General features: G+C 68.5%; 20 protein-coding genes. 10 read left to right on the top strand and 10 right to left on the bottom strand.

Annotated elements, in window-relative coordinates:
• Nucleotides 1-31 precede the first annotated feature (31 nt).
• Both G3I17_RS26970 and G3I17_RS26965 read left to right on the top strand, forming a co-directional pair.
• A complete protein-coding gene (locus G3I17_RS26970) occupies nt 32-814 on the top strand; it encodes a DeoR/GlpR family DNA-binding transcription regulator (protein WP_164600388.1) in 783 nt (260 codons plus the stop codon).
• The gene (locus tag G3I17_RS26965; RefSeq protein WP_164600387.1) at nt 811-1,971 is read left to right on the top strand and encodes an MFS transporter; all 1,161 of its coding nucleotides are present in this window, start codon (nt 811-813) and stop codon (nt 1,969-1,971) included. Before G3I17_RS26970 ends, G3I17_RS26965 begins: the two co-directional genes overlap by 4 nt.
• Here G3I17_RS26965 and G3I17_RS26960 read toward each other — a convergent pair.
• From G3I17_RS26960 to G3I17_RS26950, 3 genes are all read right to left on the bottom strand, one after another.
• Nucleotides 1,948-2,553, bottom strand: coding sequence for a nucleoside deaminase (locus G3I17_RS26960; RefSeq protein WP_164600386.1), 606 nt, complete (start codon nt 2,551-2,553; stop codon nt 1,948-1,950). The two genes, G3I17_RS26965 and G3I17_RS26960, sit on opposite strands and share 24 nt — an antisense overlap.
• Before the next feature lie 74 nt (nt 2,554-2,627).
• Nucleotides 2,628-3,731, bottom strand: coding sequence for a PLP-dependent transferase (locus tag G3I17_RS26955; protein WP_203590792.1), 1,104 nt, complete (start codon nt 3,729-3,731; stop codon nt 2,628-2,630).
• A complete protein-coding gene (locus G3I17_RS26950; RefSeq protein WP_164600385.1) occupies nt 3,728-4,342 on the bottom strand; it encodes a TetR/AcrR family transcriptional regulator in 615 nt (204 codons plus the stop codon). Before G3I17_RS26950 ends, G3I17_RS26955 begins: the two co-directional genes overlap by 4 nt.
• 144 nt (nt 4,343-4,486) lie before the next feature.
• On the opposite strand from G3I17_RS26950, the gene G3I17_RS26945 reads away from it, so the two are divergent.
• Genes G3I17_RS26945 through G3I17_RS26935 form a run of 3 tightly spaced genes read left to right on the top strand, consistent with a single transcriptional unit; the run spans nt 4,487 to nt 7,096 of the window.
• Entirely contained in the window at nt 4,487-5,707 is a 1,221-nt protein-coding gene (locus G3I17_RS26945) for a cytochrome P450 (protein WP_164600384.1), read from the top strand.
• Between the two features lie 18 nt (nt 5,708-5,725).
• Nucleotides 5,726-5,917 carry a ferredoxin gene (locus G3I17_RS26940; protein ID WP_164600383.1) on the top strand — a complete coding sequence of 64 codons (192 nt, stop codon included), beginning with the start codon at nt 5,726-5,728 and terminating at the stop codon, nt 5,915-5,917.
• Nucleotides 5,918-5,962: 45 nt separating this feature from the next.
• Nucleotides 5,963-7,096, top strand: a complete 1,134-nt coding sequence (locus tag G3I17_RS26935; protein ID WP_164600382.1) for a D-alanine--D-alanine ligase family protein — start codon at nt 5,963-5,965, stop codon at nt 7,094-7,096.
• Nucleotides 7,097-7,117: 21 nt separating this feature from the next.
• Here G3I17_RS26935 and G3I17_RS26930 read toward each other — a convergent pair whose 3' ends face one another.
• From G3I17_RS26930 to G3I17_RS26915, 4 genes are all read right to left on the bottom strand, one after another.
• The gene (locus G3I17_RS26930; protein WP_164600381.1) at nt 7,118-8,371 is read right to left on the bottom strand and encodes a sigma-70 family RNA polymerase sigma factor; all 1,254 of its coding nucleotides are present in this window, start codon (nt 8,369-8,371) and stop codon (nt 7,118-7,120) included.
• Entirely contained in the window at nt 8,371-8,787 is a 417-nt protein-coding gene (locus G3I17_RS26925; RefSeq protein WP_164600380.1) for a YciI family protein, read from the bottom strand. The genes G3I17_RS26930 and G3I17_RS26925 overlap by 1 nt, the downstream gene beginning before the upstream one ends.
• Before the next feature lie 104 nt (nt 8,788-8,891).
• Nucleotides 8,892-9,413 carry a DUF3515 domain-containing protein gene (locus tag G3I17_RS26920; RefSeq protein WP_203590790.1) on the bottom strand — a complete coding sequence of 174 codons (522 nt, stop codon included), beginning with the start codon at nt 9,411-9,413 and terminating at the stop codon, nt 8,892-8,894.
• On the bottom strand, nt 9,392-9,625 hold the full coding sequence (locus G3I17_RS26915) for an Lrp/AsnC ligand binding domain-containing protein (RefSeq protein ID WP_041290445.1): 234 nt from the start codon (nt 9,623-9,625) through the stop codon (nt 9,392-9,394). The genes G3I17_RS26920 and G3I17_RS26915 overlap by 22 nt, the downstream gene beginning before the upstream one ends.
• Nucleotides 9,626-9,754: 129 nt before the next feature.
• Between G3I17_RS26915 and G3I17_RS26910 the strand changes: the two genes are divergently transcribed.
• The 3 genes from G3I17_RS26910 to G3I17_RS26900 are packed head-to-tail and all read left to right on the top strand — an operon-like array spanning nt 9,755 to nt 12,251.
• Nucleotides 9,755-10,717 (top strand): thiamine-phosphate kinase, encoded by a 963-nt coding sequence (locus G3I17_RS26910; protein WP_164600379.1) that lies wholly within the window; start codon nt 9,755-9,757, stop codon nt 10,715-10,717.
• A 28-nt stretch (nt 10,718-10,745) separates the two neighbouring features.
• A complete protein-coding gene (thiD, locus tag G3I17_RS26905; RefSeq protein WP_164600378.1) occupies nt 10,746-11,558 on the top strand; it encodes a bifunctional hydroxymethylpyrimidine kinase/phosphomethylpyrimidine kinase in 813 nt (270 codons plus the stop codon).
• Between the two features lie 3 nt (nt 11,559-11,561).
• A complete protein-coding gene (locus tag G3I17_RS26900) occupies nt 11,562-12,251 on the top strand; it encodes a DinB family protein (RefSeq protein ID WP_203590789.1) in 690 nt (229 codons plus the stop codon).
• A 23-nt stretch (nt 12,252-12,274) separates the two neighbouring features.
• Here G3I17_RS26900 and G3I17_RS26895 read toward each other — a convergent pair whose 3' ends face one another.
• The gene (locus tag G3I17_RS26895; RefSeq protein ID WP_203590788.1) at nt 12,275-13,456 is read right to left on the bottom strand and encodes an ROK family transcriptional regulator; all 1,182 of its coding nucleotides are present in this window, start codon (nt 13,454-13,456) and stop codon (nt 12,275-12,277) included.
• Nucleotides 13,457-13,534: 78 nt separating this feature from the next.
• Between G3I17_RS26895 and G3I17_RS26890 the strand changes: the two genes are divergently transcribed.
• Both G3I17_RS26890 and G3I17_RS26885 read left to right on the top strand, forming a co-directional pair.
• Nucleotides 13,535-13,867, top strand: a complete 333-nt coding sequence (locus G3I17_RS26890) for an HAD-IA family hydrolase (protein ID WP_164600376.1) — start codon at nt 13,535-13,537, stop codon at nt 13,865-13,867.
• Entirely contained in the window at nt 13,864-15,012 is a 1,149-nt protein-coding gene (locus G3I17_RS26885; RefSeq protein ID WP_164600375.1) for an MFS transporter, read from the top strand. The genes G3I17_RS26890 and G3I17_RS26885 overlap by 4 nt, the downstream gene beginning before the upstream one ends.
• Here G3I17_RS26885 and G3I17_RS26880 read toward each other — a convergent pair.
• Both G3I17_RS26880 and G3I17_RS26875 read right to left on the bottom strand, forming a co-directional pair.
• The gene (locus G3I17_RS26880; RefSeq protein WP_164600374.1) at nt 14,961-16,406 is read right to left on the bottom strand and encodes a DUF222 domain-containing protein; all 1,446 of its coding nucleotides are present in this window, start codon (nt 16,404-16,406) and stop codon (nt 14,961-14,963) included. The two genes, G3I17_RS26885 and G3I17_RS26880, sit on opposite strands and share 52 nt — an antisense overlap.
• A gap of 142 nt (nt 16,407-16,548) precedes the next feature.
• A complete protein-coding gene (locus G3I17_RS26875) occupies nt 16,549-17,172 on the bottom strand; it encodes an HAD-IA family hydrolase (RefSeq protein WP_164600373.1) in 624 nt (207 codons plus the stop codon).
• Between the last annotated feature and the right edge of the window lie 185 nt (nt 17,173-17,357).

Raw genomic sequence — 17,357 nt, 5'->3', positions numbered from 1 at the left:
TGAATGAACATTTGGATGATAACTTTTCCTTGTGAAGAGTACGGAACGACAGCGCGTCATCGTCGAGCGTCTCAGGGCCGCGACCCGGGTCGGCGTCGCCGAGTTGGTGACGGCGACGGGCGCCTCCGACATGACGGTCCGGCGCGATCTCGACTACCTCGCGGCGCAGGGCGTGCTCAAGCGCGTCCACGGTGGCGCGGTCGCCGCGATGCCGACCGGGGTCGAGCCGCCGTTCGCCGCGCGGGCGACCGCCGACCTCGGCCCGAAGCAGGCGATCGCGCGGGCCGCCGTCGAGCACCTGAAGGACGGCGAGACGATCGTCCTGGACAGCGGTACGACGGCCCTCGAGGTCGCCAAGCTGCTCCGCGATCGCGCGGTCACGGTGATGCCGCTGTCCCTGCACGTGGCCCAGGAGCTCATCGACGCTCCGCGAGTCCGGCTGCTCCTGCCGGGCGGCGAGCCGCGGCCGGGCGAGTTGGCGCTGGTCGGTCCGCTCACCTTGGCTTCGCTCAAGGCGCTGCGGTTCGACGTGGCCGTGCTGAGTCCGTGCGCGTTCAGCCTCGACGCGGGGATGACCGCGTTCGATCTGGGTGACGCCGAGGTGAAACAGCAGGCGATGGCAGTGGCGACCCGATCGATGGTGCTGGCCGACGGCGCCAAGTGGGATCGTGCCGCGCTCGCCTACATCTGCCCGGCCGACCATCCCGACCTGATCATCACCGATTCCACCGCACCCGAGGAGTCCCGCACGTTGCTCGCGCAGCGCGGAGTACTCGTCGAGGTCGCGGACCTATCTTTGGAAGGGCTCTCTTGAGCATCGACACTGCCGCTGTCGCGCCCCCGCGCGCGGCCCGAGTGGCCACTTGGACGTACTTCGGCCTGAACGGCTTCGCCGTCGGGATGTGGGTCGTGCACATCCCGAACGTCGAGCACTCGACCGGTATCTCGCACAGCACGCTCGGCCTGCTGCTGCTCGTCCTGGGCGGCGCGGCCTTCATCGGTATGCAGGTCGCCGGGCCACTGGCTGACCGGGTCGGTCAACGCAGGCTGGTCCCCGCGTCCGGCGTACTGCTCGGCATCTCGTTGTTCGGACCGGGCTTCGCCGACAGTTGGTGGACGCTCGGGCTCACGTTGCTCGCCGTCGGCTTCGGCAATGGGTCGATCGATGTCGCGATGAACTCCCAGGCGGTTGTCGTCGAACGCGCCTATCCGCGTCCGATCATGGCCGCTTTCCATGCGATGTGGTCGATCGGCGGGGCGTTCGCGGCGCTGATCGGCGCGGCGACGCTGAAGGCCGACGTACCGACCTCTGTCTCGCTGGGCGCGGCCGGAGTGGTCGTCATCATCGTCTCGCTCGCGGCTGGCCGCTTCCTGATCGAGGCGCCCGCAGTGCCGGAGCCGGCAGCGGATGAACCGGAGCGAGTCGCCCCGCCGAGCAAGCTGGTCTGGAAGCTCGGCGCGCTCGCCTTCGCGCTGATGCTCGCCGAGGGCGTCGCCAACGACTGGGCGGCGCTGCAGTTCCGCGATGTGCTCGACACGTCAACCAGTACTGCGGCCTACGCGTACGGCGCCTTCGCGGTCGCCATGACCATCGGACGTTTCGCCACGGACCGGGTGGCAGCGATCGTCGGCCCAGCAGCAATCGTCCGGTACGGCGCTCTGCTGGCCGCCATCGGTCTCACCACCGTCATCGTGGTGCCGTCGGTGCCGGTGGCTCTCGTCGGGTGGGCGCTGTTCGGCCTCGGCCTGTCCGGCGGCGTACCGCAACTCTTCACCGCAGCAGGCAACCTCGACACCCGAGCCTCGGGCGCACTGATGGCCAAGGTGGTCGGCCTCGGCTACGTCGGCCTGCTCGCGGGCCCGGCTTTGATCGGCGGGCTTGCGCACTGGATGCCGCTCAACATCGCCTTCATCCTGCCGGTGGTGCTGTGCGCGATCACGGTCGCCTCAGCCTCGGTGATGAAGCGCTGAAGCCAGGCTGTAGGCGTCGGTCCCGGACGGTGCGTCGAGGATGCCCGTGGTGACACATCCGCGGGCGAGCTGGACTGTTGCCCAAGGCAAGAGGTCTGTGGGCTCGGCGACGGACTCGGGTTTGTGCACGACGTACCAGATGGCGGGGAGCAGGGCGCCCCAGACGCCGTCCATCCCTTCGGCCGGGCCGGTTGTGGTGGGCCACCGGCTCGACAGCAACTCGGGGAGCAGGGCGGGAACCTGTGCACAGCCGTCCCAGAGCGGGTCGGCCCCGGCATAACTCACGTGCCCCACACCGCCCACCCGAACCGCACTGAGACAAAGCAAGCACGGCTGGAGTGAAGAGCGCAGCGTCCAGTCGCGATAGTCCCCATGGCCGAGTTGCGCCAGCAGGTTGATCTCGGCATGAGCAATCGCGGCACCGCTGATCTGACCGAGCAGGCCGGCCTCGTCGGCGCGGCGGTTACGCCCCGCCAGGACAATCTGCCCATCGGGGTCGACCAACACCGCGCCCACCGGAAAACTCCCCACCCCAAGAGCTTCCCATGCAAGCTCGAAGGGCTGTTGCCAGATGCTCGCCATGCCCACCCACTGTAGGCGCCAGGCAGCATCCCGAGCGACAGGTCGTACTGGTTCGTTCGGCCCTGTATGTGGGATCAGCCGAGCGCTTGGGCTAGGTCTGTCCAAAGGTCGTTGGGGTGTTCTATGCCTACGGACAGTCTGATCAGGTCTTCGGGGATGGTGGGGACTTCGATGGCCCAGCGGCGGCGGCGTTCGAGCATGGATTCGACGCCGCCGAGGCTGGTGGCGTGGACCCAGACAGTGGTGGATTCGCAGACGCGTTGGGCGTATTCGGCGTCGCCGCCGAGTTCGAAGGCGAGGATGGCGCCGAAGCCGGACATCTGGGCTGACGCGAGCTTGTGGCCTGGGTCGTCGGGGAGGCCGGGGTAGCGGACCAGGCTTACGCGGGGGTGTTCCAGCAGGCGCTCGGCCAGGAAGGCTGCGTTGGACTGCGCTCGCTCCAGTCGCAGGGCGAGAGTGCGGAGGCCGCGGAGCGCCAGGAACGCCTCCATCGGACCGGGGATCGCGCCCAGGCTCCGGCGACGCAGCTCCAGCGCCGTCCACAGCTCATCGGAGTCGGTGATGAGGGCGCCGAGTACTACGTCCGAGTGGCCCGCAATGAACTTGGTGGCCGAGTGCAGCACGATGTCGGCGCCCATGGAGAGCGGCTGCTGCAGGAGCGGCGTGGCGAACGTGTTGTCGACGACTACCGTGGCGCCCGCAGTACGACCGGCTGCTGCCAGGGCTGGCAGGTCGGCGACCTCCATGGCCGGGTTGGTCGGCGACTCGATCCACAGCATGTCCGCACCGACTACCGCTGCCGACACGGCAGCCGTGTCCGTGACGGAGACCCGAGTGACAGTCAGCCGCCCTGTCGCCGCCTGCTGGTCCAGCAGAGCCAGTACGCCGCTGTAAGCGTGCTGCGGCGCGACTACCCGCCCACCAACCGGTACGAGGTCGCAGACGGCGGCAGCCGCTGCCATGCCGGAGGCGAAGCTCAGACCCCGGCCGCCTTCGAGCGCACCGAGGGTCGACTCCAGCGCCGCCCAGGCGTCGTTGTCGAAGCGGCCGTAGCCCCGGTTTCCGCCGGCGATGTAGGTCGAGCTGAAGACGGGCGACTCACCCAGCGGTGCGTCCGGCACCCGGGCCGGGCGGCCGGCGTGCACTACAACGGTCGAGGGGTCCAGCTCAGGCGTCATGGCTGCACTGTAGGCAGCGGGAAACCGCCGCCACGGAGCAGGCCCATCGCTTCGTTCGCCAGGTCTTTGACCTGAGTGCCGTCCGGGTTGTCGACCCAGGTCTGGACGACGACCTCGACGATGTTCATCACCGTGCCCGCGGCCAGCGCGGCGGTGAACTCCACGGTCGTGAACTTCACCGAGTCACTCGCGATCCGGCGAGTCAGCTCGACCGCCAGCTCATTGCGCCAGCGCCAGGTCACCTCAGCGAGGCTCGCGCTGACCGAGAGCGTCTGGTCGGCCAGCTCGTACACGGCCCGGACCCGATCTGGATTCTGCTCCAGCTGATCGAGCACCCGCTCGATCACGCTCTGCAGGCCGTCCGGCAGATCCAGCTCGGGCGGCTGGTCGCGGAACCAGTTCAGCGCCCCGAACAGGCTCTCCTCGACGAACTCCAGGACCAGCCTCTCCTTGGTCGGGAAGTACCGGTAGAGCGTGCTCGGCCCGACCTCGGCGGCTGCGGCGATCTGCTCGACCGTGGTCCGGCCGAAGCCGTGGTCGGTGAACAGCTCGAACGCCTTGTCCGAGATCAGCCGGCGGGTTCGTTCCCGCTTCAGCTCGCGAAGCCCCATGCCCGTGCCCCTTGCTAGTACGACGTGCGGGCAGCGTACCGCCACCGGACACGCCGACAGTTGATGCCAAGTGGGTTCTGCAGTCATATGGTAGTTACTACCAAAATCCTCCCCCGCGCAAACCCCGAAGCGAGGAACCTGTCGATGACCGAGACCACCGAGAGCACTCAGACGCCCTTTCCCGCCACCCGCGCGAGCGGCTGTCCCTTCGATCCGGCCGGCGGCTACAGCACGCTGCGGGAGACCGAGGGCCTGACGAAGGTGTCCACCCCGGCCGGTGTCGACGCCTGGGTCTTCAGCCGGTACGACGAGGTGCGCTCGGTGCTGACCGACTCCCGGCTGAGCTCGAGGTCCGCGCCGTCGGCTCACGTGGTACCGGATGCCGATCTGGAGCGGGAGGTCGATTCGGGGTCGATCTTGCAGGTCGACGGTGCGCATCACGTGCGGTTGCGGCGGCTGCTGACGAGCGAGTTCACGGTCAAGCGCGTGCAGGCGATGCGGCCGCGGATCCAGCAGCTGATCGACGACCACCTCGACGCGATGCTGGCGAGCGAGGGGCCGGTCGATCTCGTCCAGGCGTTCGCGTTGCCGATCCCGTCGCTGGTGATCTGCGAGCTGCTCGGCGTCCCGTACGCAGACCGGGGTGAGTTCCAGGAGCGCAGCGCGGTGCTCGTCTCGGTCGACCGGCCCGAGGAGGAGGTGATGCAGGTCAGCGACGAGCTCTCCGAGTACATGGCAGGTCTGGTGACGGCCAAGATGGCCGTTCGCGAGGATGACCTGCTGTCCCGGCTGATCACCCGGGCCGAGGACCAGGGTCAGCCGCTGACCGTGCCCGAGCTGGTCTCGATCGCTATCACCCTGCTGATCGCCGGCCATGAGACCACGGCGAACATGATCGGCCTGAGCACCCTCGCCCTGCTGCGCGATCCGGAGCAGCTCGAGGCCCTGCGCGCCGATCCCGACCTGGCCCCGACCGCGGTCGAGGAGATGTTGCGCTACCTGACCGTCATCCAGTTCGGCCTGTTCCGGCACGTGATGGAGGACATCCCGATCGGCGACGAGACGATCAAGGCGGGGGAGTACCTGGTCGCCGCGATCTCCTCGGGTAACCGCGACGATTCGGTCTTCCCTGATCCTGACCAGATCGATCTGTCCCGCAAGGCCTCCGCCCACCTGGCCTTCGGCTTCGGCCCACACCAATGCCTTGGGCAACAACTCGCGCGGGTGGAGCTGCAAGAGGTCTACACGCGGCTGTACCGGCGGATCCCGACGCTGCGGCTCGCCGTGCCGTTCGAGGAGATCAAATTCAAGGACAACACCCTCGTGTACGGCGTGGTCGCACTGCCCGTCACCTGGGATCGCTGAGCGAAGGGAATCGACGAGATGGACGTCAAGATCGACGAAGAAGAGTGTGTCGGCGCCGGGCAGTGCGTGCTCGCGGCGCCGGACGTGTTCGACCAACGCGACGAGGACGGCGTCGCGATACTGCTGCAGACGCCGACAGACGAGCAGCACGGCCCTACCCGCGAGGCGGCTCTACTCTGCCCGGCCCGCGCGATCCACTTGAGCGAATGAGCGCCGGTACTACGTACGCGGGGCACTGACGCTATCGTCGAGTCGGTGAGTCAGTCCTCGAGGGAAGAAAAGCGCAAGCTCCGGGTAGCCGTTGTTTTCGGTGGCCGGTCGAGTGAGCACGCCATCTCCTGCATCACCGCGGCCAACGTGCTGCGGGTGATCGACCGGGACAAGTACGACGTCGTACCGGTGGGCATCACCACCGGCGGCCACTGGGTGCTGGAGAGCGGCGACCCGGAGCGGTTGTCGATCACCGACGGCAAGCTGCCGGAGGTCGATGTGACCGCGCTGCCGGTGGTGTTCGGCGCGGACCGCGAGCTCGTCGTCACCGAGGCGGGCGAGGTGCCGAACACGCTCGGCGAGGTGGATGTCGTCTTCCCGCTGCTGCACGGCCCGTGGGGTGAGGACGGCACGCTGCAAGGTCTGCTGGAGATGTCGGACATCCGGTACGTCGGATCCGGCGTGCTGGCCAGCGCCGTCGGCATGGACAAGCACTACATGAAGATCGTCTTCGCGGCCGCCGGGCTCGAGGTCACCCCGTACGTCGTGATCCGCGACCGGGACTGGACCCGTGACCCGCAGGCCTGCCGCGACGCGGTCGACAAGCTCGGCTACCCGGTGTTCGTGAAGCCGGCCCGCGGTGGTTCGAGCCTCGGGATCAGCAAGGTGAGGAGCCTCGACGAGCTCGACTGGGCCGTCGCCGAGGCGCGCGCGCACGACCCGAAGGTGCTCGTCGAGGCCTCGGCGAAGAACCCGCGGGAGATCGAGGTCGGTGTGCTCGGCGGGCTGGACGGCGCCCCTGCCGAGGCGAGCGTCTGCGGTGAGATCGCGGTCTCCGGTGGTGGACACGACTTCTACGACTTCGAGACCAAGTACCTGCCGGAGGGCGACGAGTTCGCGGCGCTGTCGGTGCCGGCGGAGCTGCCCGAGCACGTCGCGGCGGAGATCCGGGCGAAGGCGCTGATCGCGTTCGACGCGATCGAGGGCGAGGGGCTCGCCCGGGTCGACTTCTTCCTCACCGAGGACGAGCGGGTGATCGTCAACGAGATCAACACCATGCCGGGCTTCACGCCGAAGAGCATGTTCCCGCAGGTGTGGGCCGCATCCGGCGTCTCCTACAAGGAGCTCGTCGACCGCCTCCTCAGCCTCGCGATGACCAGAGCCACCGGCCTGCGCTGATCATTTGCCCTAGCCGCCGCCCTACCTGCTAGGACTCGCGTCCGTTCCGCTGAGGCCGGCAGCTTTGTTGTTGAGGTAGCGCTGCTGGGGGAGGCTCGTGGTCAGGGCCGCCGCCAGTTCGTACTCCGAGCGCGCGCCCGGCGCGTCGCCGGACATCTCCAGTAGGTGTGCTCGCACGGCGTGCAAGCGGTGATCCTCGGCGATGCGTTCGTCGCTCTCGATCTTGGTGAGCAACTCCAACCCACGCTCCGGACCCTGCGCCATCGCGACCGCGACTGCGTGGTTCAGCTCGACCATCGGGTTGTCACTCAACTGGAGCAGTACCTCGTACAGCGCGACGATCTGTGGCCAGTCGGTGTCGGTCCAGGAAGCGGCCTCGTCGTGGACGGCGGCGATCGCGGCCTGCAGTTGATACGCACCGACTGGCCCACGGGGGAGCGCCCCGGTGATGAGCTCGACGCCTTCGTCGATGGAAGCTCGGAGCCAGAGTGAGCGGTCTTGCTCGGCCATCGGGATCAGCTCGCCGCCCTCACCGGTCCGCGCCGGGCGGCGAGCATCGGTGAGCAACATCAGCGCGAGCAGACCGGCCACCTCGCTGTCGTCGGGGAGTAGCGCGTGGACCATCCTCGCCAGCCGGATCCCTTCCGCCGCGAGCTCGACCCGCTGAAGCTGCGGGCCCGCAGTACTGGCGTAGCCCTCGTTGAAGATCAGATAGCTGACCTTCAGCACAGCTTCCAGGCGCTCGTCGCGGTCCGGTGGCAGGGAGAAGCGGGCGCCGGCGTTCTTCACGCTCTGCTTGGCCCGGGTGATCCGCCGCGTCATCGTCGCTTCAGGGACGAGGAAGGCGCGGGCGATCTCGGTCGTCGTCAGACCACCGACCGCGCGCAGGGTGAGCGCGATCTGCGAGGCCGGCGACAGCGACGGGTGGCAGCAGAGGAAGAGCAGGATCAGGGTGTCGTCAGCAGCCTCGGCCGGCTTGTCCGCTGATGGTGCGAGCCACTCGTCGGGTAGCACCCACTGTGCAACCGTGTCCTCCCGTCGCTGCCGCGCCTGTTCACTCCGCAGCAGGTCGGTCAGCCGCCGGGACGCGACGGTGATCAGCCAGGCCCGCGGATTGTCCGGCCGGCCCTGCTCCGGCCACTGTTGCGCAGCCGCGAGCAGAGCCTCCTGCACGGCGTCCTCGGCGGTATCGAAGTGCCCATATCGCCGGACCAGCGCCCCGAGGACCTGCGGCGCCGACTCCCGCAGCAGGTCCTCTTCCACCGGCTCGCTCATTAGCCGACCAGGTCCTCTTGGCCTTCCGCGAGCGGGCGGATGTCGGCGTACGCGGTGGCCCGGACGTGATCCGGCGCGGGGGTGTCGGCGAGTCGGGCGGCGATCTCGGTGGCGCGGTCGAAGCCGTCGCACTCGACGATCCAGTACCCAGCCAGGACCTCTTGTGTCTCGGCGTACGGGCCGTCGGTGACCACCGATGCGCCGTCCTTCGAGCCGAGCCGTCTGGTCAGCACAGGTGCGGCGAGCGCCCGCGTCTCGACGAGCTCACCCGACTCGGCCAGGTCGGTGTTGAACTTCTCCATGAACGCGCCCATCGCGGCGAAATCCTCGCCCGTCCAGGCCGGTTTGCCGGTGTCCTTGCCGCCCATGCCGTCGTAGTCCTGCTGCGAGGCGTAGGTCAGGATCATGTACTTCATTGTGGTCTCCCGTCTGCTGGCACCAACTCTGATGCCTCTCACCGGTTACGTCGATGCACCCAGCAGGAACCGGACGTGCACTCAACCGGAACTCAGCCGCGAGTTCAGGTGCAGGGGGTGACCAAGGTGTTGTGCGCCTTGACCGCGTCGGAGACATCAGTGAGGGCGTTGGCCTCAGGGGAGTACTTGTCCGGCACGGCCAGCTCCAGATAGACCTTGCGGCCGATCGTCGTGAAGAGATAGCCGTTGGTGACCTGCTGGGCATACCAGCCGACCCCGTTCACCTCGAAGCACTGCGACTGGGCCTGCGCCATCCCCGCGGGAGGCGCGACCCCACAGGTCACCTCGATGGCCGGATCCCCGTACGCCGTGGTCAGCGCGCTCGCCGGCTCGGCCTTGCGGCGCTTGGCGTCCAGCACCTTGGCCGGCATGGCCTGGATCAACCCAATACAGGCGTCGGCGACCTCAGGTCCGGGAGACGGTACGGCGATCTTGACCGCCCCCGGGCTGCAACCGGCCAGGGCGGCCGAGGTGAGCCCGAGCATGACGACGACCAGCGCGACTCGTGGGCGGACGCGCCGGCCGTACGCAGCGGCGATCGGGGTCAGATGTGAACGACGGGGCACGTCAGCGTGCGGGTGATCCCGGGAACGTTCTGCACCCTGGCCACGACCAGCTTGCCCAGTTCGTCGACGTTGCGGGCCTCGGCGCGCACGATCACGTCGTACGGACCGGTGACGTCCTCGGCCAGGGTGACGCCCTGCACCTCGGCGATCTGCGCTGCCACGTCGGCCGCCTTGCCGACCTCGGTCTGGATCAGGATGTAGGCCTGGACCACCACGTCGTTCTCCACTCAGTCGTCCTCAGCTGGCAGGGCCACGGTACTGCGAAGCGGCCGGGCGTACTCTTCGTTGCTCGGTCACCGTACCGCCTAGACTCGCTCGAGGCATATGGGAGGTCTGTTGACGTGACAGAGACGTTGGGAAGCACGGGTGAGTTCGGCTACATCGAGGCCGTCACCAAGAGCCTTCCCCAGGGTGAGGACGTCCTGGTCGGGCCGGGTGACGACGCGGCCGTGCTGGCCGTGCCGGACGGCCGGATGGTGATCACGACCGATCTGCTGGTAGAGGGCCGCCACTTCCGCCAGGACTGGTCCTCTGCGTACGACGTGGGCCGCAAGGCCGCCGCGCAGAACCTGGCCGACATCGTCGCGATGGGCGCCCGGCCGACCGCGATCGTGGTCGGCTTCGGCGGGCCGGCCGACCTGCCGACGGCCTGGGCGGTCGAGATGCAGCAGGGCTTGGGCGATGAGTGCGAGCTGCTGGGCGTGAGCATCGTCGGCGGCGACACCGTGCAGTCGGACAAGATCGTCGTCTCGGTCACCGCCTTCGGCTCCCTCGACGGCCGAGCTCCGGTACTACGCTCCGGCGCGCGCCCCGGCGACGAGGTGGCCGTGGCCGGTCGGCTGGGCTGGGCCGAGGCGGGCTTCACCGTGCTCAACCGGGGTTTCCGTTCGCCGCGGTCGGTCGTGGAGGCGCACCGCCGCCCCGCGCCGCCGTACGCCGAGGGCATTCGTGCCGCTCAGGCGGGCGCGTCCTCGATGTGTGACGTGAGCGACGGGCTGATCGCCGACCTGACCCACATCGCGGTCGCCAGCGAGGTCCTGATCGACATCCGCTCGGCCGCCCTGACGATCGCCGAACCACTCCAGGCGGTCGCCTCGGCGACTGGCGCGGACGCGCTCGCCTTCGTCCTGACCGGCGGCGAGGACCACGCCCTGGTCGGTACCTTCGAGCCGGCCGACGTACCGGACGGCTGGACCGTCATCGGGACTGTTGCGGTAGGCAACGAAGGGCGACCGCCCGGAACGGTGACGGTCGACGGCGAGCCCTACCTGGGCAGCACCGGCCATGCGCACTTCCGGCCATGACCATTTCCGGGGATCACAAGGAGCTTTCATGACTGCCGCCCCGCCCAGGGTGCTCACCATCGCCGGGTCCGACTCCGGCGGTGGTGCGGGGATTCAGGCCGACCTCAAGGCGATGCTCGCCAACGGCGTGCACGGGATGAGCGTGCTGACCGCGATCACCGCGCAGAACAGCCTCGGGGTGCAGGGCGCTTGGGAGCTGCCGTCGGAACAGGTCGTGGCCCAGTTCCGCAGCGTGGTCGACGACATCGGTGTCGACGCGGTGAAGACGGGGATGCTGTCCTCCGTGTCGATGGTCCGGGTGGTGGCCGAGCTGCTGCGTACGCTGCCCGCCGGCGTACCGGTGGTCGTCGATCCGGTGTCGGTGTCGAAGCACGGCGACGCGCTGCTCGCCGACGACGCGATGGTGGCGGTGCGCGAGGAGATCGTGCCGCTGGCGACCGTGCTCACGCCGAACCTGACCGAGCTGGGTCCGGTGGCGGGTGTCGAGCTGCACAGTGTCGAGGATCGCGAGCTCGCAGCGAAGGTACTGCTCGACGCCGGTGCCTCATGGGTGCTGGTGAAGGGCGGGCATGACACCGGCTCGCTGGCTGTCGATGTGCTGCACGGGGACGGAGTGCGGCAGGAGTTCAGCGCGCCGCGGGCCGACAACCGCCATACGCACGGCACGGGATGCACACTGGCGAGCACAATCGCGTCATACCTGGCCCGCGGGTACGACGTACCGGCTGCTGTCGGCGCCGCCAAGGAATACATCAGTGGGGCAGTGGCGGCCGGTTTCGCGCTCGGTGGTGGGATCGGGCCGGTAGATCATGCGTGGAAGTTTCGATACAGGAGTGAGTGACAGGTGAACACGAGCCGGCCCCCAGTGGACGGACTGTGCAACGAGTGCGGCTTCAACTACGACACCGGTGACCTGCAGGGCACGGTGACGACGCTCGTGCGGCAGTCGGCCGAGAGCAGCATGGCGTTGACGAAGGCAGCCGCGGGCAAGGAGCCGGGCGTCGTCCGGATCCGGCCGGAGCCCGAGGTGTGGTCGGCGATCGAGTACGCGTGCCATGTGCGCGACGTACTGGAGACGCAGACCTTCCGGATCGCGCAGTGTCTGGCGGAGGACCGGCCGGTTTACGCGCCGATGGACCGGACCGGACGCGTGAAGCAGGCGAAGTACGAGGACCAGGACCCGATGGAGGTCGCGGCGGCGCTGATGCGGTTCGCCCGCGAGTTCGGTGCGGCGGCGCGCGTGCTGACGCCGCCTCAGCTCGGCAAGCTCGGCCTCTACAACTACCCGGTCGTGGCGCCTCGCTCGCTCAGCTGGATCGTCCGGCACACCGCCCACGAGATCCAGCACCACCGGTACGACATCGTCAAGATCCTCGCCGTGCTCGAACCGCCGATCATCCCGGCCCCGAAGCCCGAGCCGGAGACAGAGGTCGATACGGACGCAGCGGAGGCGACGGACACCGAGACGGCTGAGGCAGACCCGGTCGCAGCGGCAGTCGAAGCCGGCGATCAGGCTGCGGGCCAGAGAGACTGAGCCTGTAGCGGGCTGAGCCGTTCCTAGTGGCTTGGTCTGTCTGACCAAGCCGCCAGCGCGGTCGAGGTGGTGATGTGGTCGAGGCCGAGGGCGGCTGCGCCCCGGAGGGGACCGGTCTCCTGGTGGGTCGAGTCGAGGACCGCGGGTGGGCTGACGCGGTGGAAGGTCATCAGGCCTTCCAGGTAAGCGGTGGCGAAGGTGGTGGGAGCGGCGGCTCGGAGTGGGATGGCCAGGCCGCCCAGTGTCACCACCTCAGGGTCGTAGGCGTTGACCAGGCCGGCGATGCCTGCCGCGAGTGCAGCCGTGACTAGGTCGACCGCACGGGCGACCGGCTTCTCGTCGAGTCGCTGGAAGAGGGTCTCGGCGTAGCCGTACGGGTCGTCGGGCTCGGACTCACCTAGATGACGGGCGAGGGCGCGGCCGTCGATCTCGAGGTCCCAGCAGCCGCGGGCGCCGCATGGGCAGGAGCGGCTGCGGTCGCCGAACGGCATGTGCCCGTACTCGCCGCCGGCGCCAGTAGCCCCGCTAGCTGGGATGCCGTCCAGGATGAGCGTCCCGCCAACTCCTACCTCGACGATGAGGTGCAGGGCGGTTCCGGCCCCGGCTGCTGCTCCAGTGCGCGCCTCGGCGACTCCACTGAGCGTCGCGTCGTTCCCCACCAGCAGCGGTAGACCTGTGCCGGCTACTACCGGGCTGAGGTCGAGTGCGCTCCACCCGAGCGTCGTCGCCTGCATCAGCCGGTTCTCCCGGACAGTCCCGGCAACGGCGAGGCTTACGGCCAGCAGGCGATCGCCGTACTGCGCCTTGGCCCGCTCGACGCCAGCTCGAAGTACAGCCAGTACTGCGTCCGGCCGGCGGCTGCGGTGGCGCGTGGACTGCTGGTCGACCAGTACGCCGTCCAGCGACACCACTGCGCTCTGCCAGTCAGCCTGCTGAAGCTCCATCGCCAGGATCACCGGGCCCCGCGGATGCGGGCGCAGTACTGTCGTCGGCCGCCCGCGGCCCTGGCTAGGCGCTGGCGTCTCGGTGAGGAGCTGGAGGTCCCGGAGGCGAGCGGTGACCTCAGTGGTCGAGCTGGTGCTCAGCTTGAGCTCCTTGGCCACGGCGGCGCGGGTAATGCCGGGCTGCCGGGCGACCTGGGCCAGCACGTCCGCAGCCGTCTGCCACTGTCCACGGCGCTCGCCACGTCGCTGCTCAGCTCTCACGGCCGGTTTCACGTCACCTCTTGCTGTCATGGGGCCTCTCGGGTTTATCCTCGGACAACGAGTTTAATGGAGGAATCGATGGAGTTGCGGCAACTGCGGGCCGTGTTGTTCGACATGGACGGCACTCTGGTCACCTCGGACGCGGCTGTCGAACGCGCGTGGACGACCTGCGCTTCGGAGTACGGCGTGGATATCACCCACGGCAAACCCGCCCCCGAGGGCTACCTCCACGCAGCCGAGTCGCTCGGCGTCGACCCGAAGTACTGCCTGGTCGTCGAAGACGCCGAGGTCGGCCCGGCTGCCGGACGCGCGGCGGGCGCTCAGACAGCAGCGTTGAAAGGGCTCGACGGCGATATCCGCCTGCGCGACCTTCACGAGCTCGCCGCGCTCCTGAACCGGTCGGGGGAGTGAGCAACCGGGAGGGGAACGAGATCGGGGTCGCGCTCGCGGCGCTCGGGTTTCTGCTGGCCGGGCTCGGGGCGTGTGTCGCGGTCCTCGCTCGCGATCTGGACCTGCCGACCGATCGGCTCGCGTTGCTGCCGTCTGCCTTTGCGGTGGGGTTGCTCGTCATCGCGGTGATCGGGCCGTGGGTGCTCAGGACCGTCGCGATCAGCGTCGTGTTGCGGATCGGGTCGATCGTCTGCGCGCTCGGTGGCGTCCTGATCGCCGTGGCTCCGCAGTACGGCGTGGCCATCGCCGGGGGACTCTGTGTCGGACTCGGTGGCGCTCTGCTGATCCTGATTGCGCCGCTACTGCTCAACGGCCCGACTGCAGCAGCCCGGCTGACCCGGGTCAACGCGTTCTCCAGTGCGACCGGCATCCTGGCTCCGCTCGCCATCGGCGCGGTCGACAGGCTGATCTCGACCGGCCGGTTGGCGATGCTGGCCGCCGTACCTCCACTCCTGGTTCTGGCCGTCATCGCACGCCCTGGCGCGACTCACGTCCAGCAGGCTCGGACAATGGGTGTGGAGCGCCGGGTTCTGGTGCAGGTCGCTCGGGGTTGGGCGCGGGTGGTGCTGGCGGTCGCGGTGGAGTTCTGCTTCGTGATCTGGGCGGTGGCCCGCCTCTTGGATTCGGGGCTGTCGATCGCCACCGCCGCCTTGCTGGGCAGCGCGTTTCCGATCGGGATGGCAGTCGGGCGGGCGGTCGGGCCGGTACATGTCCTTGGCTGGTCTCCGGTCGTGCCGGGCGGCCTCCTGGCGATCGGTGGGACGCTTCTGGTCAGCCTGTTCGGCGCCCCGGCCATGGTGACGGCAGGACTGGTGGTGGCGGGCATCGGTGTCGCGCCGCTCTATCCCGTCACTCTTGCGGCCTTGGTCGCCACCCCAGGACTCAGTTCCGCCCGACTCGCGGCCCTCGGCGCCTCCGCGTCCGGTGTGGCCATCCTGCTTGCGCCGGCCATCCTCGCCACGCTCGCAGGAGTCGTCGACCTTCGGACCGCCTTCCTGATCACCCTTCCCCTGCTGATCGCCCTGTTCCTGGTTAGTCGTCCTCTGAATCGTGGTCATGGGATGAATCTGGTGCCATCGGGGGTGACCCGGAACTTGAACCCGTGAGGCGTTGTCCATTCCAGGGTGGTGGGATCGAGGCGGCGGGCGGCCCAGTTGCCATGCGTTTTGACCCTGTGAGTGAAGCGTCGCAGGGGTGCGAGGTTGTCGATCCTGGTTTGGCCGGGTGGGCCGGCGGGGTCGTAGGGCTCGATGTGGTCCAGGTCGATGTGCAGGCTGGATTCGGCCGTGCCGTAGGGGAACTGTTCGACCGGGTGGATGAGCTTGACGCGTTCGCGGATCCGGTCGGGGATCTCGTAGGCGTCGACGCTGATGGCGTGGTTGTCGTTGAGGTCGATGACGGGTTTGACGCAGTACGGGCCGTAGCCGACGAGGTCTGCGAGCTGGCCGGCGAGCATGGGTCCGAGGTCCTCGACCCGTACTACGCCGGTACCGGTGGCGAGCGTCCGGTCGGTGAGGTGCACGTACACCTCGGTCTGTCGCGGTCGCGTCCCTGCCGTTGTCCCGCGGGCCCGGGAGTGGGAGTCGAGCTTGATCTGGGCCAGCCTGGCGCCGAGGGCACGCCGAGCCGCATCCTCCCGCTCAGACCCCGGGTGCACGGGTTCCGGCTCCATCGCACCCTGCTCGGCCCGAGCGTCCGGTCCGGGCTCGGGTGTGGCCTGTGGCGCCGGGGGAGTGTTGCGGGCCTCGAGCAGGAGTTCTTCGGTGAAGCAGGGGTCGGCGATGATGCCGATTGCTTTGGCGCGGCGGGAAGCCAGTGAAGCGGTGTCGCCGAGGACTTTGAGTGCTTCGGCGATCTGTTCGATGGTGGCGTCGAAGCGGATCACGGCACCGGCCTCGGCGCGGACCCAGATCGTCTTGGAGCCGTGTTCGTCGGACTGGCTGACGTACACGCCGTGCTCGCGGGCCTTCTGTTCCGCGGCGGCCTGCGCGGCTGCAGGGTCGGCCTCGTAGACCGCGGATTTCACGATCCGGGCCAGTCGCTGTGGGGTGACGGTGTCGATGACGGAGCAGACGCGCTTGTCGACGATGGCGGCCGCTTCGGCGGAGAGGCTCTTGCAGGCGTCGGCGATCTTGCAGGCTCGCCACGGGATGGCCTCGCCGGCCAGGACGCGGGCCCAGGTGAATGGGAGGCGGTGCCGAAGGGCCAGTGCCTGGCCGATGTAGTGGGCGGCTGCGCCGGCGGAGATACCGATCATCGCGCCGAACTCGGCGGCGGCGAACTCGGGGATCGCAGGGCAGCCCTCGCCGCCGTACACCATCAGGCGTTCCCGGCCGGCCCCGGCCGAGGAGTCGACGTTGGTGTTGAGGATGGTGAGGTCGGCGAAGCAGGCGGCATGCAGGAGCAGGCGGGCTTCGCACCGGTGGCGCTCCACCTGGTGCTCGCCGGCCGACACGAGCAGGTCGGTCAGCGAAAGCGCACTCACATCACCATCGAACATACGATTGATTCTACGCTCGAAGTCGATCTGCAGCCAAACTGGAAACAGGGCAGAATCCCTTATCCACAAGGCGGAAACCTCACATCACCAGAACGGCCCGAAGCGGATATGCAAAGGGCCGCGCCGGCCTCTGAGCGGTGGCTCAGCTCGAAACCGTCAGCCCGTAAAGCACCAGCAGTTCGCGCAGGACCTCATGTCCTTGCGAGAGGTCGTACAGCTCGGCGTGAAGTCCGGCGCTGCGGGCGCCCTCGATGTTGGGCTCGTTGTCGTCGATGAACAGCGTCGACGCGGCCGGCCGGTCCACCGCGGCCAGGATGGCCTTGAAGTACGCCGGGTCGGGCTTGGCCAGGCCGAGGTCGCACGAGTAGAAGCTCTGGTCGAACAAGTCGCCGTAGTGCCGCTCGTCGTTCATGATCGCCCGGCGGTAGGTGTGCTGGTTCGTGGCGAGATGACAGCCGATACCAGCCGCGCGCAACTCCTGGATCCAGCCGACCACCACCGGGTCGGCCTCGAAGGCGCTCCACAAATGCAGGATGTCCTCCGGTGACGCGGTCGACGACCAGCGCGCCAGCACCTCGGCCACCGCCTCGCGGAAGTCGCCCTTGCCGGCGATCGAGGGCCGCTCCGACACCATCAGGTCGAGCACGAACTCGTCGGCGGACTCCGCCGGGACGTAAGTCGACAGGGCGGCCCGCCAGTCGACGGTCGGCCGCTGGATGACTCCATCGGCATCGAACAGAACGGTATCGATCGTCGCGAGCGGCATGGCGTCCATCCTGTCAGGCGCTCACGGGTCCGAGACCGGTCGGGGCCGGGCGCCGGACGGGGCCTTGACCGGTTCAGTTGGTCTGCGCTTACCTTGACCATGTCCGAACATTTGTAGACACATTTTCGCGGAACTGAACATCTGTACTTCCAACCGGTCAGTGATGAAGGTGGTGCTGGCGGGTG

The organism is Streptomyces sp. SID13031 (assembly GCF_010548305.1).
Taxonomy (GTDB): Bacteria; Actinomycetota; Actinomycetes; order Propionibacteriales; family Kribbellaceae; genus Kribbella.
This window is presented reverse-complemented; position numbering and strand designations above follow the sequence as displayed.

What these genes read in the sequence shown, in the direction of transcription:
- G3I17_RS26960 (WP_164600386.1), bottom strand. Translation starts at nt 2,553, where the DNA reads ATGGCGAGCATCTGGCAACAGCCCTTCGAGCTTGCATGGGAAGCTCTT.
- G3I17_RS26955 (WP_203590792.1), bottom strand. Translation starts at nt 3,731, where the DNA reads ATGACGCCTGAGCTGGACCCCTCGACCGTTGTAGTGCACGCCGGCCGC.
- G3I17_RS26950 (WP_164600385.1), bottom strand. Translation starts at nt 4,342, where the DNA reads ATGGGGCTTCGCGAGCTGAAGCGGGAACGAACCCGCCGGCTGATCTCG.
- G3I17_RS26945 (WP_164600384.1), top strand. Translation starts at nt 4,487, where the DNA reads ATGACCGAGACCACCGAGAGCACTCAGACGCCCTTTCCCGCCACCCGC.
- G3I17_RS26940 (WP_164600383.1), top strand. Translation starts at nt 5,726, where the DNA reads ATGGACGTCAAGATCGACGAAGAAGAGTGTGTCGGCGCCGGGCAGTGC.
- G3I17_RS26930 (WP_164600381.1), bottom strand. Translation starts at nt 8,371, where the DNA reads ATGAGCGAGCCGGTGGAAGAGGACCTGCTGCGGGAGTCGGCGCCGCAG.
- G3I17_RS26925 (WP_164600380.1), bottom strand. Translation starts at nt 8,787, where the DNA reads ATGAAGTACATGATCCTGACCTACGCCTCGCAGCAGGACTACGACGGC.
- thiD (WP_164600378.1), top strand. Translation starts at nt 10,746, where the DNA reads ATGACTGCCGCCCCGCCCAGGGTGCTCACCATCGCCGGGTCCGACTCC.
- G3I17_RS26890 (WP_164600376.1), top strand. Translation starts at nt 13,535, where the DNA reads ATGGAGTTGCGGCAACTGCGGGCCGTGTTGTTCGACATGGACGGCACT.
- G3I17_RS26880 (WP_164600374.1), bottom strand. Translation starts at nt 16,406, where the DNA reads ATGTTCGATGGTGATGTGAGTGCGCTTTCGCTGACCGACCTGCTCGTG.
- G3I17_RS26875 (WP_164600373.1), bottom strand. Translation starts at nt 17,172, where the DNA reads ATGCCGCTCGCGACGATCGATACCGTTCTGTTCGATGCCGATGGAGTC.